Origin of the sequence: Mycobacterium sp. (assembly GCF_052143115.1) — a bacterium.
GTDB lineage: Bacteria > Actinomycetota > Actinomycetes > Mycobacteriales > Mycobacteriaceae > Mycobacterium.
In genome coordinates, this window is record NZ_JBKQTQ010000184.1 from 1 (window position 1) to 14,045 (window position 14,045).

The 14,045-nt window shown below is 64.0% G+C and carries 19 protein-coding genes; 2 read left to right on the forward strand and 17 right to left on the reverse strand.

Translation table 11 applies throughout. From position 1 onward, the window contains the following. Positions 1 to 58 precede the first annotated feature (58 nt). From rplF to rplN, 6 genes are all read right to left on the reverse strand, one after another. Positions 59 to 598, reverse strand: coding sequence for a 50S ribosomal protein L6 (rplF, locus tag ACLQI9_RS19340; protein WP_442392008.1), 540 nt, complete (start codon positions 596 to 598; stop codon positions 59 to 61). A gap of 10 nt (positions 599 to 608) precedes the next feature. Then, positions 609 to 1,007 carry a 30S ribosomal protein S8 gene (rpsH, locus tag ACLQI9_RS19345; protein ID WP_442378377.1) on the reverse strand — a complete coding sequence of 133 codons (399 nt, stop codon included), beginning with the start codon at positions 1,005 to 1,007 and terminating at the stop codon, positions 609 to 611. A gap of 144 nt (positions 1,008 to 1,151) precedes the next feature. Beyond that, positions 1,152 to 1,337, reverse strand: a complete 186-nt coding sequence (locus ACLQI9_RS19350; RefSeq protein WP_442378376.1) for a type Z 30S ribosomal protein S14 — start codon at positions 1,335 to 1,337, stop codon at positions 1,152 to 1,154. 4 nt (positions 1,338 to 1,341) lie between these two features. After that, on the reverse strand, positions 1,342 to 1,905 hold the full coding sequence (rplE, locus tag ACLQI9_RS19355; protein ID WP_325675223.1) for a 50S ribosomal protein L5: 564 nt from the start codon (positions 1,903 to 1,905) through the stop codon (positions 1,342 to 1,344). Then, the gene (gene rplX / locus ACLQI9_RS19360) at positions 1,902 to 2,225 is read right to left on the reverse strand and encodes a 50S ribosomal protein L24 (protein ID WP_442378375.1); all 324 of its coding nucleotides are present in this window, start codon (positions 2,223 to 2,225) and stop codon (positions 1,902 to 1,904) included. The genes rplE and rplX overlap by 4 nt, the downstream gene beginning before the upstream one ends. Further along, positions 2,226 to 2,594, reverse strand: coding sequence for a 50S ribosomal protein L14 (rplN, locus tag ACLQI9_RS19365; protein ID WP_325675221.1), 369 nt, complete (start codon positions 2,592 to 2,594; stop codon positions 2,226 to 2,228). It abuts the gene before it with no gap. A gap of 279 nt (positions 2,595 to 2,873) precedes the next feature. Between rplN and ACLQI9_RS19370 the strand changes: the two genes are divergently transcribed. Next, positions 2,874 to 4,034, forward strand: coding sequence for a hypothetical protein (locus tag ACLQI9_RS19370; protein ID WP_442392009.1), 1,161 nt, complete (start codon positions 2,874 to 2,876; stop codon positions 4,032 to 4,034). A gap of 4 nt (positions 4,035 to 4,038) precedes the next feature. On the opposite strand, the gene ACLQI9_RS19375 is transcribed toward ACLQI9_RS19370, so the two are convergent. Beyond that, complete coding sequence (locus ACLQI9_RS19375; RefSeq protein ID WP_442378373.1) at positions 4,039 to 4,956, reverse strand: DUF4436 domain-containing protein; 918 nt, start codon at positions 4,954 to 4,956, stop codon at positions 4,039 to 4,041. 289 nt (positions 4,957 to 5,245) lie between these two features. Here ACLQI9_RS19375 and pstS point away from each other — a divergent pair, with 289 nt between their 5' ends. Continuing rightward, positions 5,246 to 6,343 (forward strand): phosphate ABC transporter substrate-binding protein PstS, encoded by a 1,098-nt coding sequence (gene pstS / locus ACLQI9_RS19380; protein WP_442378372.1) that lies wholly within the window; start codon positions 5,246 to 5,248, stop codon positions 6,341 to 6,343. Here pstS and ACLQI9_RS19385 read toward each other — a convergent pair. From ACLQI9_RS19385 to rplB, 10 genes are all read right to left on the reverse strand, one after another. After that, positions 6,336 to 7,226 (reverse strand): formylglycine-generating enzyme family protein, encoded by an 891-nt coding sequence (locus ACLQI9_RS19385; RefSeq protein ID WP_442378371.1) that lies wholly within the window; start codon positions 7,224 to 7,226, stop codon positions 6,336 to 6,338. The genes pstS and ACLQI9_RS19385 overlap by 8 nt on opposite strands. A gap of 4 nt (positions 7,227 to 7,230) precedes the next feature. Further along, positions 7,231 to 7,818, reverse strand: a complete 588-nt coding sequence (locus ACLQI9_RS19390; protein WP_442378370.1) for a hypothetical protein — start codon at positions 7,816 to 7,818, stop codon at positions 7,231 to 7,233. A 103-nt stretch (positions 7,819 to 7,921) separates the two neighbouring features. Then, the gene (locus tag ACLQI9_RS19395) at positions 7,922 to 10,273 is read right to left on the reverse strand and encodes a sulfatase-like hydrolase/transferase (protein WP_442378369.1); all 2,352 of its coding nucleotides are present in this window, start codon (positions 10,271 to 10,273) and stop codon (positions 7,922 to 7,924) included. 133 nt (positions 10,274 to 10,406) lie between these two features. Then, on the reverse strand, positions 10,407 to 10,811 hold the full coding sequence (gene rpsQ, locus ACLQI9_RS19400) for a 30S ribosomal protein S17 (protein ID WP_442378368.1): 405 nt from the start codon (positions 10,809 to 10,811) through the stop codon (positions 10,407 to 10,409). Continuing rightward, a complete protein-coding gene (gene rpmC / locus ACLQI9_RS19405; protein ID WP_442378367.1) occupies positions 10,811 to 11,044 on the reverse strand; it encodes a 50S ribosomal protein L29 in 234 nt (77 codons plus the stop codon). Before rpmC ends, rpsQ begins: the two co-directional genes overlap by 1 nt. Continuing rightward, the gene (gene rplP, locus ACLQI9_RS19410; protein ID WP_442378366.1) at positions 11,044 to 11,460 is read right to left on the reverse strand and encodes a 50S ribosomal protein L16; all 417 of its coding nucleotides are present in this window, start codon (positions 11,458 to 11,460) and stop codon (positions 11,044 to 11,046) included. The genes rpmC and rplP overlap by 1 nt, the downstream gene beginning before the upstream one ends. Positions 11,461 to 11,463: 3 nt before the next feature. Beyond that, positions 11,464 to 12,309, reverse strand: coding sequence for a 30S ribosomal protein S3 (gene rpsC, locus ACLQI9_RS19415; RefSeq protein WP_442378365.1), 846 nt, complete (start codon positions 12,307 to 12,309; stop codon positions 11,464 to 11,466). Beyond that, a complete protein-coding gene (rplV, locus tag ACLQI9_RS19420; RefSeq protein WP_442378364.1) occupies positions 12,309 to 12,911 on the reverse strand; it encodes a 50S ribosomal protein L22 in 603 nt (200 codons plus the stop codon). Before rplV ends, rpsC begins: the two co-directional genes overlap by 1 nt. Continuing rightward, positions 12,908 to 13,189 carry a 30S ribosomal protein S19 gene (rpsS, locus tag ACLQI9_RS19425; RefSeq protein WP_324446984.1) on the reverse strand — a complete coding sequence of 94 codons (282 nt, stop codon included), beginning with the start codon at positions 13,187 to 13,189 and terminating at the stop codon, positions 12,908 to 12,910. The genes rplV and rpsS overlap by 4 nt, the downstream gene beginning before the upstream one ends. Before the next feature lie 9 nt (positions 13,190 to 13,198). Next, positions 13,199 to 14,041 carry a 50S ribosomal protein L2 gene (gene rplB / locus ACLQI9_RS19430; protein WP_442378363.1) on the reverse strand — a complete coding sequence of 281 codons (843 nt, stop codon included), beginning with the start codon at positions 14,039 to 14,041 and terminating at the stop codon, positions 13,199 to 13,201. Positions 14,042 to 14,045 lie beyond the last annotated feature (4 nt).

The window sequence follows — 14,045 nt, forward strand, 5'->3', positions numbered from 1 at the left end:
GATACGCTCTGCCCCACCGACTTTGGTGCGGCGGTATCAACTTTTGATGGCGCCATGACTACTTACCTGTCTTTCCGACCTTGCGGCGGATCTGCTCACCCTCGTAGCGCACGCCCTTGCCCTTGTACGGGTCAGAGCGGCGGAGGCGACGGATGTTCGCCGCGATCTGGCCGACCTTCTGCTTGTCAATCCCGGAGATCGAGAACTTCGTCGGCGACTCGACCGCGAAGGTGACACCTTCGGGCGGCTCGATCACCACGGGATGGCTGTATCCCAACGCGAATTCTAGATTGGAACCCTTCAGCTGCACGCGATAGCCCACACCGAAGATCTCCATCTTCGTGGTGTAGCCCTGCGTCACCCCGGTCACCAGGTTGGACACCAGCGTGCGCGACAACCCGTGCAGCGACCGGTGGTGCCGCTCGTCGTCGGGACGGGTGACCACGATGGCGCCATCGTTGTTGCGCGCCACGGTGATCGGTTCGGCGAGGCTCAAGTTCAGGGTGCCCTTGGGCCCCTTGACCGAGACGCTCTGGCCATCGATCGTCACCTCGACGCCGGTGGGAACCGGAATCGGCTGCTTACCAATACGCGACATGGTTACCCCCTCACCACACGTACGCGAGGACTTCGCCGCCCACGCCCTGTCTGGCTGCCTGGCGGTCGGTGAGCAGGCCCGAGGAGGTCGAGATGATCGCGACGCCCAGACCGCCGAGCACCCGTGGCAGGTTGGTGGACTTGGCGTACACCCGCAACCCCGGCTTGGACACCCGCCGCAGACCGGCGATGCTGCGCTCCCGGGTGGGCCCGTACTTGAGCTGAACCACCAACGCCTTGCCGACGCGTGCGTCTTCGGTGTGGTAGTCGTTGATGTAACCCTCCCGCTTGAGGATCTCGGCGATGTTGGCCTTGATCTTCGAATGTGGCAGTGTCACCTCATCGTGGTACGCCGAATTGGCGTTGCGCAGACGTGTTAAAAAGTCTGCGATCGGATCCGTCATCGTCATCGAGCGCTGCTCCTCTTCATCGCTACGCTCTGCATCGTCGACATCGCGGTCATAACAGCGGTGTTGCCTTCCTCGCAGTGGTTCCCGGTCCGGGCCTGCTGCGCACCTGTTTCTCGGGGTGGGTCTCGTTGGGTGGTAGCGGTGTTACCAGCTGCTCTTCTGCACGCCGGGCAGTTCGCCCGCGTGCGCCATCTCGCGCAGGCAAATCCTGCACAGCCCGAACTTGCGGAGCACCGCGCGCGGGCGGCCGCACTTATTGCAGCGGGTGTACGCGCGCACCGCGAACTTGGGTTTGCGCGCACTCTTAATGATCAGTGCCTTCTTCGCCATCTGGTCAGTTCTCCTTGAACGGAAAGCCGAGGGCACGCAACAGCGCTCGTCCTTCGTCGTCGATCGTCGCCGAGGTGACGACGGTGATGTCCATGCCACGGACCCGGTCGATCTTGTCCACGTCGATCTCATGGAACACCGACTGCTCGGCCAGTCCGAAGGTGTAGTTGCCGGCACCGTCGAACTGCTTGGGTGACAGCCCGCGGAAGTCACGGATACGTGGCAACGCAATAGACGTGAGCCGGTCGAGAAACTCCCACATCCGGTCGCCGCGCAAGGTCACCCGCGCGCCGATCGGCATGCCCTCGCGCAATTTGAACTGCGCGATCGACTTTCGCGCCTTGCGGATCTCGGGCCGCTGCCCGGTGATCGCCGCCAGGTCGCTGACCGCGCCGTTGATCAGCTTGGCGTCACGGGCGGCGTCGCCGACGCCCATGTTGACCACGACCTTCACCACGGTCGGGATTTGCATCACGTTGGCGTACTTGAACTCTTGATTGAGCGCGTCCCGAATCTCTTCGCGGTAGCGCACTTTGAGCCGTGGCTGAACTTTTTCTGCCGTCGTCATGCCTGGATGTCCTTGCCGTTGCGCTTGGAGATGCGGACCCGCTTGCCAGTCTCCTCGTCGACTCGATAGCCGACCCGGGCGGGCTTGCCGTCGGAGTCGACCACCATCACGTTGGAGACGTGGATCGGGGCTTCCTGCGTAACGATCCCGCCCGACCGCGCGCCGCGCTGGTTGGTCGAGATCGGGGTGTGCTTCTTAATCCGGTTGATGCCCTCGACGAGTACCTTGTTGCGGGTCGGGTAGGCCTGCAGCACCTTGCCCTTGGCGCCCTTGTCCTTGCCGGAGATGACCAGGACGGTGTCGCCCTTGTGGATCTTCACCTACAACACCTCCGGGGCCAGCGAGACGATCTTCATGAAGCGCTTCTCCCGCAGTTCGCGGCCGACCGGCCCGAAAATACGGGTTCCTCGCGGGTCGTTGTCGGGCTTGATGATGACGGCAGCGTTCTCGTCGAACTTGATGTAGCTGCCGTCTGGGCGGCGGCGCTCTTTGACAGTGCGCACCACCACGGCCTTCACCACCTCACCACGTTTGACGTTGCCGCCGGGGATGGCCTCTTTAACCGTCGCCACGATGACGTCGCCGATACCGGCGTACCGACGCGACGAGCCGCCGAGCACGCGGATACACAAGATCTCCCTGGCGCCGGTGTTGTCGGCCACCTTCAGCCGCGATTCTTGCTGAATCACTAGATCTCCTGACCTGGTTCACGTATGCACGCCCACGCGCTGCCATCCTGGTAGGACCGCCGTTTTACAACGTTTTCCGACGACGTACTACCAGAGACCCGGCCGAGCATGGTCTTCGTCGCCGATGGGCACGCAGGGCCGACTGAATTACGCCGGCCGAGGTCTGCCCACGGCAACCCCTAGAGTCTAGGTGAAGACCTGCTCAGAGCCAAATTCCTGGCCAGCGTCGGTTACGTTGCTACTGACGCATCGCCGCCTGCCCGCGGGAAGGTGTCCCGGTTGCTCATGTTGACCCGGGTTTCGGCCCGCACGCTGCGTGTCTGGGTAGCTCTGTCGGTTTTGCTCTGCACCTCGTGCGCCCACCTGCCGGTCGCGCGTCACGGTTCCGAATCGACCCCAGGACGATCCGTCGGGCGCCCCGGATGCGGGCCGCCGATCAGCTATCAGGTGTTCCAAAAGGACGCCTACGGCGCGGACTGGTCGAAGGCCGACGATCTGCTGGCCTACAACGCCAAGGGCAGTGACGGTCGCTACCACATCTATACGGTCAAACCGGATGGCGCCAACCCTGCACAGTTCGGTGTCGGTGCAGCGAATTTCCCGCAACGCACTACCGGCTCTCCGGTGTGGAGCCCGTCGGGCAAGTTCATGGCGTTCGTCGCCGAGAAATCTGACCACCCGGGCAATTCGGTGCCCGCGACACCGGGATGGGGTAGCTACTCGGACCTGTGGGTGGCCAGCGCCGACGGTTCACGCGCCTGGCAGCTCACCGACGTCCCGACCGACAAAGACCACGGCACCATGATCCCGGAATTCTCGCCCGACGGCCGGCTGCTCGAATGGACCGAGCGCACCAAGTCCCCGAAGTTCCTGAGCCCGAACCGGTTTGCCGGATTCTGGGTGATCAAGGTGGCCGACTTCAACGTCAGCCAAGACGGCACACCGTCGCTGTCCGACATCCGCACCGTCTCGCCCCCCGGCGATGCAATGAACGAAACCGGCGGCTTCTCCGCCGATTCCTCGTCGCTGGTGTTCACCAGCGACTTCGAAAACCACAACTTTTGGCACAACCAGATCTACCGTCTCGACCTCAAGTCCGGTGCAATCACGCGACTCACCCGAGGCGACAGTTACAACGAGCATCCCCGCTACACACCCGACGGGCAGGTGTTGTGGATGTCCAATGCCGGCAACCCGTCACACGGCACCGACTGGTGGACGATGAACCCCGACGGATCAAATCCGCAGCGCCTCAGCGACTTCAACTTCAACGTAGGCGGCAACGCCGATGCGATTGGGCACAAACCCGTGTATGCCACGGTCGTACAGACCGCCAACTGGGGCCCCGACAACAGCTACTTCTACGGCGATGTCGAGACCAACCTATTGACCTCCGACAGCGTGATAGCGCGGGTTGCGCTCACCTGCCACGGCTCTTGATGCGTCAGTCCCCTTGCCGGACCCAGGCCAAGATGTACAACGCCATCGCCGTCGCCAGCGCGAGCAGCACCCATTGCACCAGGGACTGGTCGATCATGGAACCGGGCGGTGGGGCGCCGGGAAGGATGTTGCGCAGCGGAACGATGGCGAACAGGTTCGCGGCGTACCAGGTGGCGAACGGCGGCACGAACTTCCGCCTGCCCAATGCCATCGGAATGGCCACCAACAGCGCCAAGGTAGGCAGGCTTATCAGGACCACGATGATGCCCAGGTCGAAGATCAGCGGGCCCTTGGCCCTGTGCAGGGTGAGGACCACGTTGCTGTTGTTGTGGCTTCCGGTTTCGCTGGTGTCGGTAGAGCGCTGGACTTCGGCGTCCCAGCCGTCCATCGATCCGGTGACCTGGACAATGGCGGGGATCCGTTTCCGGTTGACGCCAGTCCCGACGAACACATCGGCCGACTGCGGCTCGGTGCGGTACGAGTCGAATGGCCAGCTACCGGGATCGCCGTGTGCCTCGATGGTGGTGGTGACCTGCGCCGGCGCTTTTCCTTTCGGGAAAACCAGGTCGCCCAGGTCGTTCGGCGGGTACAGCCGCACGGCAATGTCGGTGTTCAGCTCATCGAAGCGTTTGTCATAGAGCGACTCGCCCGGATAGATGATCACATTCACCGTCAGGCGATTCGTCGTGGGCTTCAGCTCTTGGAGACGTATCTGCACGACGGTGTCATCGGGCCCGGCCTGGCTGAGGTCCAGTGGCGGCAGCGGACCCTCCGATTTCTGTAGCGCCTGGACGCCGAGCAGCGATAGGCCGTAGGTTGCGAAGAAAGCCAGCAGAATCGCCAGACCGATCGCGATGCCCCGTCGCGACCGCTTGTGCGCTGGCGGCGACGGCGGCGCAGCGGGCGGAGCTTCAGTGGTCATTGGTCGTCACCGGAAAGTCGCGACAGTCGGCGCAGCACGGGGTCAGGTTAGCGAATCCCGGTGCGGGCTGCGCGGCGAAATAACTTTGCCTCGCAAGACTCCAAAATTCCGTCATCCGCTGTCCATTTAGCGGTAACGCGCAGTTCAAGATCGGTACCAGATCGGCACTTTCGCATCGCGACGCGGCGCGGTCGCGACGTTGACGAGTTAATCTGATATTTGTTTGCATGGGCATTTCAACAGCTGCAATTCTCAATATGTGTCGACGTTCCGGGGTGAGGCAATCAACATGAAGCACAAGCGATTACTGGCCGCCACGAGTTTGCTGGCTGCGGGTGCCATCGTGCTGTCGGGATGCGAGGTTCCCCACACCAGCATGGCCTACGCCAGCGAGGTCGTGACCTGCGGCGGCAAGGCGGCCATCAACGCCAGCGGCTCTACCGCGCAAACCAACGCGATGAGGGGGTTCATCAGTGCGTACGGCAAGGCCTGCCCCGGCCACACACTGAACTACACCCCGAACGGGTCGGGCAACGGAATCAGCGACTTCCTCGCCGGTAAGACCGACTTCGCCGGATCGGACATTCCGCTGTCCGACGACCAACACGCGGCCGCCAAGCAGCGATGCGGCGGCGCCGACGCCTGGAACCTGCCCGTGGTGTTCGGCCCGCTGGCCATTACCTACAACCTCAACACCGACTTTTTGGTGCTGGACGCGCCCTCGCTGGCCGGGATCTTCAACGGCAGCATCAAGCGCTGGGACGACCCAGCCATCACGGCGCTCAACGCGTCCATGCCGCCGGAGGACATCAAAGTCGTCTACCGCAGCGATAAATCCGGCAGCACGGCCAACTTCCAGGCCTACCTACAGTCCGCAGCCGGCGGAACCTGGACCCAGGGCACCGGCAAGGAGTTCAAAGGCGGCGTCGGCACCGGCGCCAAAGGCAACGACGGCACCTCGGCGATGGTGAAGAACACCGAGGGCGCGATCACCTACAACGAGCTGTCCTTCGCGATGGACGAGGGACTTTACGCCGCCGAGATCAAAACCCCGGCAAGCCGCAAGTCGAGGCGCCCGGTACGCATCGGCACCGACTCGGTCGGCAAAACCATCGCCGGGGCCAAAATCGTCGGCAAAGGCAACGACCTGGTGCTCGACCTCTCGTCGTTCTACAACCCCACCCAAGACGCCGTCTACCCGATCGTGATGGCCACGTACGAGATCGTCTGCTCCAAATACCCCGACCCCGCGGTCGGCCAGGCGGTCAAAGCGGCCCTACAAGCGACGCTTGGCCCCGGCCAGATCGACCTGGACAAGCACGGCTACATCCCGCTGCCGCCCGACTTTCAATCGAAAGTCGTCAGCGCGGTCGACGCCATCAGCTAGCGGGCAGGTCACTCACACATCGGAATCCGATGTGGGTAGTGGCGGTGTCCTGCGATTGCGGTGACCGCGCTGCCGGCCGATACCGGTGGCAGTACTCCGGTGCGCACAGGTGGGAGCCGCCCTTGAGCGTCTGCGCGATTGTTGGGTCGGCGGGCCTTGATGGTGCGCAACAGGCCTTCGGCGGCTGATTCAGCCGGTGATGGGCGGAGAATTCGGTGGTGGTCCATTCCCAGACATTGCCGATCATGTCGACAAGGCCAAACCCGTTCTGCGGGAATACACCCACCGGTGAGGTTCCGGCCCAGCCAAGCGCACCATCGTTGCGGTAGGGGAAGCTGCCCTGCCAGGTGTTGGCCATCAGCTTTCCGCCGGGTTTCTCCTCGTCGCCCCATGCATAGGTCGTGGTGGCTCCGCCGCGAGCCGCGTACTCCCACTCGGCCTCGGTCGGCAGCCGCCGCCCGGCCCAGCGCGCATATGCCGCGGCATCGGGATAGGCCACCTGCACGACCGGATGATCGGCCCGGTCCGCAATGTCGCTGTCCGGCCCGAACGGGTGCCGCCAGCTCGCGCCCGGCGCCCAGACCCACCATTGCCGCCAATCGCGCAGGTCGACCGGACCCGGCGTCGGACGAAACACCATCGCGCCCGCGCCCAGCTCGCCGGGGTCGACTCCGGGATAGAGAGCGGGGTCGATAGGTTGCTCGGCGACCGTCATATACCCTGTCGCGGAGACGAATTCGGCGAACTGATCATTGGTCACCGGATGCCGCTCCACGGCGAAGCCGGGCACGGTCACCGTGTGGATCGGCGCTTCCTCGGGGTAAAAGCTCGTCGACCCCATGCGGAATGACCCGGACGGCAGTTCGACCAGCTCGGTGGGCATACGTTCAGGGTATGACCACCGCGAAGTCCTGCATCAGCGCGGTTTTCGCCAGGTCGAATCCAGGCGTGTTGGCCGGCCCTTCCAGGTGCATGGTGACCAGGTATTTGTTTGTGTTAGTCCAGATGTGGGTGATCCGGTCGGCGAAATCGAGCGTGCCCGGCGGGCCGAGGAATGAGCCGGTGAGCCTCTGGCTGCTGTATCCGCAGAACTTGGCGCCGGCGGTGTCCACCTGCAAATCGGGCTTAGAGCGCCGCAGCATGGCCGCGTAGTCGGCGAAGGCCGCGGCAGGGTCGAGCGTTGTCGCGGCAATGGTCACCGTCCCCGTCATGGCGTCGGGTCCGCTGAGCGTCAACGCCACATCACCTTGTCCAGGCTCAGAAGTCCAACCGTCGGGCACCGTGACGGTGATTCTCGGTGCGGCCGGGTCGGCGACTAGCGCGACTGTACCCACGCCGACCCCGGTCGGCTCCGGAAAACAGACGAATGCGTTGGGTGGGATGTGGTCCGGCAGCGTTGTCTCGATCCCGGGAACGGGTGTACCGCCGCTCGTTGTGGGTTGCTGCGTCCCCGACACGTTGGTTGTCGTGGACATGACCGGCTCGCCGGCCCGGACGGCGCTGCCTCCGGTTGCCCTCACGCACCCGGAAAGCACAGCGATCGCCACCAGGCACGCCGCCGCCGACCTCAAACGGACCTCAGTCACGCGAAAAAGCCAGCGCCAGTTCCTTTTCCAGGTCTTCGTACGGCCGGCCGGAAAGGTCCACAGTGACCTGGGCGATGGTCCCGCCGGTGAACGCGAACGGCGCCTTGTAGCGGCTGGACACTGCCGAACCGCCGTTGCGTCCGACCGTGATGCCGGCACCCGCCAATCCAAAGGTCCCCGGGTGCGCTGTCACCTCGGCGAGCGCGCCCACCACGACGTCATCGATGAACAACGTGGCATCACCGAGCGGCGTGTGGCTGTTCTGCACGGTTCCAGTCCGCGAATAGCGAACGCCGAGCACATGTCTGCCCAGCGGCACCGGCTCCGACGACGAAATCAGCTGCTGGCGCTCACCGAGGAAGTTGTAGACGTAGTGCAGCCGTCCATCCTGGATGAACAGCACATGCCCGCCGTGCGCGCCACCTTGCTTGAACAGCACGCCTTCCGCGCCGGTGGTGTCCACAGTCACCTCGGCCAGCACCGCGAACGAGCGGCCCCGAATTTCGGCCGCGGCGCCGATGCCGACGTCTGCGCAGTCGGGGTAGTAGACGTAGCTATCCCGTTCACTCACCAGGTACGGCCGCGTCCGCGACAGCGTTTCGAAGATGTTCAGATCTGACAGTGGCAGTCCGTTGTACTTGGTGGCCTCGGAAAACCACAGCGCCTTAAGCTCTTCCAGCTTGTCGGGGTGCTCAGCGGCCAGGTCGTGGCACTGGCTGCGGTCGGCTTCGATGTGGAAGAGCTCCCAACGATCGGCGTCGAAGTGGCCCCAGCCTGCCGGAGTGGCCGCATGGATGGTATTGGCAAACCAGCCGTTGTGCCAGATCCCGCGGGTACCCAGCATGGTGTAGAACTGGGTCTGCTTGCCGGTGTCGATAGTCGGATCGGCAAGTGCCGCTTTGAAACTCACACCGTCCAACGGTTTCTGAGGGATGCCCTTGACTGTCTCCGGCGGTCTGATCTCCAACAGCTCGTAGACGGTCGGGGTGATGTCGGAAACGTTGACGTAGTTGTCACGGACCTCGCCGTGCGCCGCAATGCCGTTGGGCCACGAGATGATCGCCGTATCGGCAATACCACCTTCATGCGAGGCGTAGCGCTTGTAGAGCTTGTAGGGCGTGTTGAAGGCCATCGCCCACCCGATCGGATAGTGGTTGTAGGTCTCCGGCCCGCCGAGGTGATCGAATAACTTCATGCTCTCTTCGACGGTGTCGATGTAGCCGTTGAAGAACTTGCCTTCGTTCACCGATCCGTTCGGACCGCCCTCACCGCTGGCGCCGTTGTCGGAGATGACCACGATGATCGTGTTGTCCAGCTGGCCCGATTCCTCGAGATAGTCCAGTATTCGCACGATCTGGGCATCGGTGTAGCTCAGGAAGCCGGCGAAAACCTCGGCCATCCGGCTGAACAACCTCTTCTCTTCATCGGTCAACGAGTCCCACGGACGCACCGTGTCTTGCAGTGGCCACGGCTGCCCGTCGGGCCCTTTCACGTCGAGGTACGGGTTTATCGGAGACAGCTCGGTGTCCGGCGGCACGATCCCCATCGCCTTCTGCTTCTCCAGCACGATCTCGCGGTAGCGCTCATAGCCCATGTCGAACTTGCCGGCGTAACGGTCCGCCCACTCCTTGAAGACGTGATGCGGAGCATGCCCGGCGCCGGGGCAGACATAGCTGAACCACGGCTTGTCGGGCGCGATCACCTTGGCATCCCGGATGAACTCAATCGTCTTGTCGGCGATGTCCTTCGACAGGTGATAACCGTCCTCGGGCGTCCCCGGCGGAGGCACCGGATGGTTGTCATAGACCAGGTCTGGATACCACTGATCGGTTTCGCCGCCCATGAACCCGTAGAACCGTTCGAAGCCGCGCGACGTCGGCCAGTGTCGCTTGGTGGACGCCAGATTGGATTCCTCAAGTGGCGTCAGGTGCCACTTGCCGACGCAGTAGGTGTTGTAGCCGCGTTCGGCGAGCACCTCCGAAAGCAGCCCGGTTTCGAACGGAATCCGACCGTTGGAGTTGGGAAAACCCTCGGTGAATTCTTCGATCATGGCCATGCCGACGGTGGTGGCGTTGCGACCGGTCAGCAACGACGCCCTGGTCGGTGAACACAGTGCCGTGGTGTGAAATTGCGACAGCCGGACGCCGCGCTCAGCGATGCGCGTCATCGCCGGCATCTCGACCAGGCCGCCAAAGCAATCCCAGGTCGCGATACCGGTGTCATCCCACACTAGATAGAGGATGTTGGGGGCGTTCTCCGGCGCCGTCGGCGCTGCGAACGGACCCCAATCCGGTTCGGAATCACGGATATCCAGCTCGATCTTGCCGTTGAACTCGGTCGCCATCGCTGGCCTCACTCTCGTGGTAGACCCCCGGGATTCCGGATGCAGCCTATACCCGCAGGGGCAATGGCCGATGACGAGACGCAAAAGCCCCCGAAACACGGGGGTTTCGGGGGCTCTGCGATCGACTAGGCCGTTACTTGGCCTTTTCCAGGATCTCCACGAGCCGCCAACGCTTCGTCGCCGAGAGCGGGCGAGTCTCCATCAGCGAGACGCGGTCGCCGACGCAGGCGTCGCCGTGCTCGTCGTGCGCCTTGACCTTCTTGGTGGTCCGGATGATCTTGCCGTACAGCGGGTGGCGCCTACGGTCTTCCAGTTCGACGACGATGGTTTTCTGCATCTTGTCGCTCACCACGAAGCCGATACGGGTCTTACGCTGACCGCGGGGCTTCGGGGTACGCGGTGTCTGCTTGGGGCCCTTGACACCGCCGGCCGTATCTTTCGTCGCGGCTTTTGAAGCGGCCTTGGACGCCTTCGGCGCGGCCTTCTTCGGCGCGGCCTTCTTCGCCGCGGCCCCCGAGCCGGTTTTCGCTTCTGCCATTACGAGTCCTCACCACCGGGCCCGGAAGCCAGGCCCAGTTCACGTTCACGTAGCACGGTGTAGATGCGTGCAATCTCGTGGCGCACCGTGCGGAGTCGACGATTGTTGCTGAGCTGTCCGGTCGCCATCTGGAAACGCAGATTGAAGAGCTCTTCCTTGGATTCGCGCAGCCGCTCGATCAGCTCCTCATCGGTGAGCTCGCGCAGTTCGCCAGGGGAAATTCCCACTGCCATCAGAACTGCTCCTCTCGGGTAACGATGCGTGCCTTGATCGGCAACTTGTGGATTGCTCGGGTGAGCGCCTCCCGGGCTACCGATTCATTGGGGTAGCTGAGCTCGAAGAGTATCCGGCCCGGCTTGACGTTGGCGATCCACCACTCCGGCGAGCCCTTACCGGAACCCATTCGGGTCTCCGCGGGCTTCTTGGTCAGCGGGCGATCCGGAAAGATGTTGATCCACACCTTGCCGCCACGCTTGATGTGCCGGTTGATGGCGATACGTGCGGCCTCGATCTGCCGGTTGGTGATATAGGCATGCCCCAGTGCCTGGATGCCGTAGTCGCCGAAACTGACCTGTGTACCGCCGCTGGCGATCCCGCGCTGACGGGGATGGTGTTGCTTACGGTGCTTGACCTTGCGGGGAATCAACATGATTCAGCCCTCCGTACTCTGCGTCTCGAGGGCCGGCTCGTCCGGCAGCGCAGCGGCCGGTGGGGCAGAAGCCTCCTCGGCGCCCGAGGCGGCGCGTCCGGCCTCAGTGCTGGTCGCCGTGGTGCCCGCGGCGCCGCTGCGGCGCGGACGGGTGCCCGACGGCCGCTCGCGGCGAGGACGTTCGGCACCGGTCGCTGAAGGAGCGACCAATTCGCGCTTGCCACCAACGATGTCGCCCTTATAGATCCACACTTTCACCCCGATGCGGCCGAAGGTGGTCTTGGCCTCGTAGAGGCCGTAGTCGATGTCGGCGCGCAACGTGTGCAGCGGAACCCGGCCCTCGCGGTAGAACTCCGAGCGGCTCATTTCCGCGCCGCCGAGGCGGCCCGAGCACTGCACCCGGATGCCCTTGACGTTGGGCTGACGCATGGCCGACTGGATGGCTTTGCGCATCGCGCGCCGGAACGCAACACGGTTGCTCAGCTGCTCTGCGACACCCTGTGCCACCAGCTGAGCTTGCGACTCAGGGTTTTTCACTTCCAGGATGTTGAGCTGGACCTGCTTGCCGGTCAACTTCTCCAGATCCGCGCGGATCCGGTCGGCCTCGGTGCCGCGGCGGCCGATGACGATACCCGGCCGGGCGGTGTGGATGTCCACCCGAACTCGGTCCCGGGTGCGCTCGATCTCCACGTCGGCAATCCCGGCGCGTTCCAAGCCGGTGGACAGCAACCGACGGATCGCCACGTCCTCCTTGACGTACTCCGCGTACTGCTTGTCCGCGTACCACCGGGATTTCCAGTCGGTCGTGATACCGAGGCGGAATCCGTGCGGATTGATCTTCTGGCCCACTACTGCGAGCCTCCCTTCGCTTCCGAAGTCTCAGAAGTCCCAGTGGACTTCGCGGCGGATGCCTTCTTTGCGGGCGCCTTCTTCGCAGGCGCTTTTTCGGCGGCAGCGTTCTTAGCCGGGGCCTTCTCCGCAGCGGCCTTCTTGGCCGGTGCCTTCTTAGCCGGCGCCTTCCCCGCGGCAGCCTTACTGCCCTGCGCGCGGCGGGCGCGGGCCGCACTGGCAGATTGCGAACCCCGGACATCCTTGGTCGGCCGGCTTTCCACCACCACGGTGATGTGGCTGGTGCGTCGGCGAATCCGGAAGGCGCGGCCCTGGGCGCGCGGGCGGATTCGCTTGGCGGTCGGACCGTCGTCGGCGAAGACCGAGGCCACCACCAAAGTCGCCGGGTCCAAGCCGTTGTTGTTCTGGGCGTTGGCCGCGGCGCTCGCGATGACCTTGGCCACCGGCAGGCTGGCCGCCTGCGGCGCCCAGCGCAGAATGTCCAGCGCCTCTGCCACCGACTTGCCGCGCACCAGGTTGATCACCCGGCGTGCCTTGGTAGGCGATACCCGCACAAAGCGTGCCTTGGCGACCGCAGAAGGAAATTCAGTAGCAGTGGTCATCGCCGCTTGGCCTTCCGGTCGTCCTTGATGTGTCCCTTGAAGGTGCGTGTCGGCGCGAACTCACCCAGCTTGTGGCCCACCATCGCCTCGGTAATGAACACCGGCACGTGCTTGCGGCCGTCGTGGACCGCGAACGTGTGACCGATGAAGTCGGGAATGATGGTCGACCGCCGCGACCAGGTCTTGATGACCTGCTTGGTGTTCTTCTCGTTCTGCACGTCGACCTTCTTCAGCAGATGGTCGTCGACGAACGGACCTTTTTTTAGGCTGCGTGGCATCGGCTGCTCCTAGCGCGAGTGTTTCTTGCCGGTGCGCCGGCGTCGGACGATGAGCTTGTCGCTTAGCTTGTTCCGGTGGCGGGTGCGCCCTTCCTTCTTGCCCCACGGGCTGCACGGGTGACGGCCACCAGAGCTCTTACCCTCACCGCCACCCAGGGGGTGGTCTACCGGGTTCATGGCCACACCGCGGACCGACGGGCGCTTGCCCTTCCAGCGCATACGACCGGCCTTGCCCCAGTTGATGTTTGCCTGCTCGGCATTGCCCACCTCGCCGACCGTTGCGCGGCAGCGTACGTCGACCCGGCGGATCTCACCGCTGGGCATCCGCAGCGAGGCGTAAGTGCCTTCCTTGCCGAGCAATTGGATGCTCGAACCGGCCGAGCGAGCAAGCTTGGCTCCCCCACCCGGCCGCAGCTCCACAGCGTGGATCAAGGTACCGGACGGAATATTGCGCAGCGGCAGGTTATTGCCCGGCTTGATGTCGGCGTTGGCGCCGGACTCGACCACGTCACCCTGCGAAAGACCATGCGGGGCAATGATGTACCGCTTCTCGCCGTCCAGGTAGTGCAGCAGCGCGACGTTCGCGGTGCGGTTGGGGTCATACTCGATGTGGGCGACCTTCGCGTTGACGCCGTCCTTGTCGTTGCGGCGAAAGTCAACCACCCGGTAGGCACGCTTGTGCCCGCCACCCTTGTGGCGAGTGGTGATCCGGCCGTGCGCGTTGCGTCCAGCACGACCGTGCAGCGGTCGAACCAACGACTTCTCCGGAGTGGAGCGAGTGATCTCGGCGAAATCGGAGACGCTGGCACCGCGGCGACCCGGAGTCGTCGGCTTGTACTTGCGAATTCCCATGTCT

Bases quoted from the DNA above. Each gene is read 5' to 3' on its own strand.
- ACLQI9_RS19385 (WP_442378371.1), bottom strand. From the start codon at position 7,226: ATGCCCACCGAGCTGGTCGAACTGCCGTCCGGGTCATTCCGCATGGGG.
- rpsS (WP_324446984.1), bottom strand. From the start codon at position 13,189: ATGCCACGCAGCCTAAAAAAAGGTCCGTTCGTCGACGACCATCTGCTG.
- ACLQI9_RS19395 (WP_442378369.1), bottom strand. From the start codon at position 10,273: ATGGCGACCGAGTTCAACGGCAAGATCGAGCTGGATATCCGTGATTCC.
- ACLQI9_RS19375 (WP_442378373.1), bottom strand. From the start codon at position 4,956: ATGACCACTGAAGCTCCGCCCGCTGCGCCGCCGTCGCCGCCAGCGCAC.
- ACLQI9_RS19390 (WP_442378370.1), bottom strand. From the start codon at position 7,818: ATGTCCACGACAACCAACGTGTCGGGGACGCAGCAACCCACAACGAGC.
- rplB (WP_442378363.1), bottom strand. From the start codon at position 14,041: ATGGGAATTCGCAAGTACAAGCCGACGACTCCGGGTCGCCGCGGTGCC.
- rplV (WP_442378364.1), bottom strand. From the start codon at position 12,911: ATGACCACTGCTACTGAATTTCCTTCTGCGGTCGCCAAGGCACGCTTT.
- rpsQ (WP_442378368.1), bottom strand. From the start codon at position 10,811: ATGGCAGAAGCGAAAACCGGCTCGGGGGCCGCGGCGAAGAAGGCCGCG.
- rplF (WP_442392008.1), bottom strand. From the start codon at position 598: ATGTCGCGTATTGGTAAGCAGCCGATTCCGGTTCCCACCGGCGTCGAG.
- ACLQI9_RS19350 (WP_442378376.1), bottom strand. From the start codon at position 1,337: ATGGCGAAGAAGGCACTGATCATTAAGAGTGCGCGCAAACCCAAGTTC.
- rpmC (WP_442378367.1), bottom strand. From the start codon at position 11,044: ATGGCAGTGGGAATTTCCCCTGGCGAACTGCGCGAGCTCACCGATGAG.
- pstS (WP_442378372.1), top strand. From the start codon at position 5,246: ATGAAGCACAAGCGATTACTGGCCGCCACGAGTTTGCTGGCTGCGGGT.
- rpsH (WP_442378377.1), bottom strand. From the start codon at position 1,007: ATGACGATGACGGATCCGATCGCAGACTTTTTAACACGTCTGCGCAAC.
- rplP (WP_442378366.1), bottom strand. From the start codon at position 11,460: ATGTTGATTCCCCGCAAGGTCAAGCACCGTAAGCAACACCATCCCCGT.
- rplE (WP_325675223.1), bottom strand. From the start codon at position 1,905: ATGACGACGGCAGAAAAAGTTCAGCCACGGCTCAAAGTGCGCTACCGC.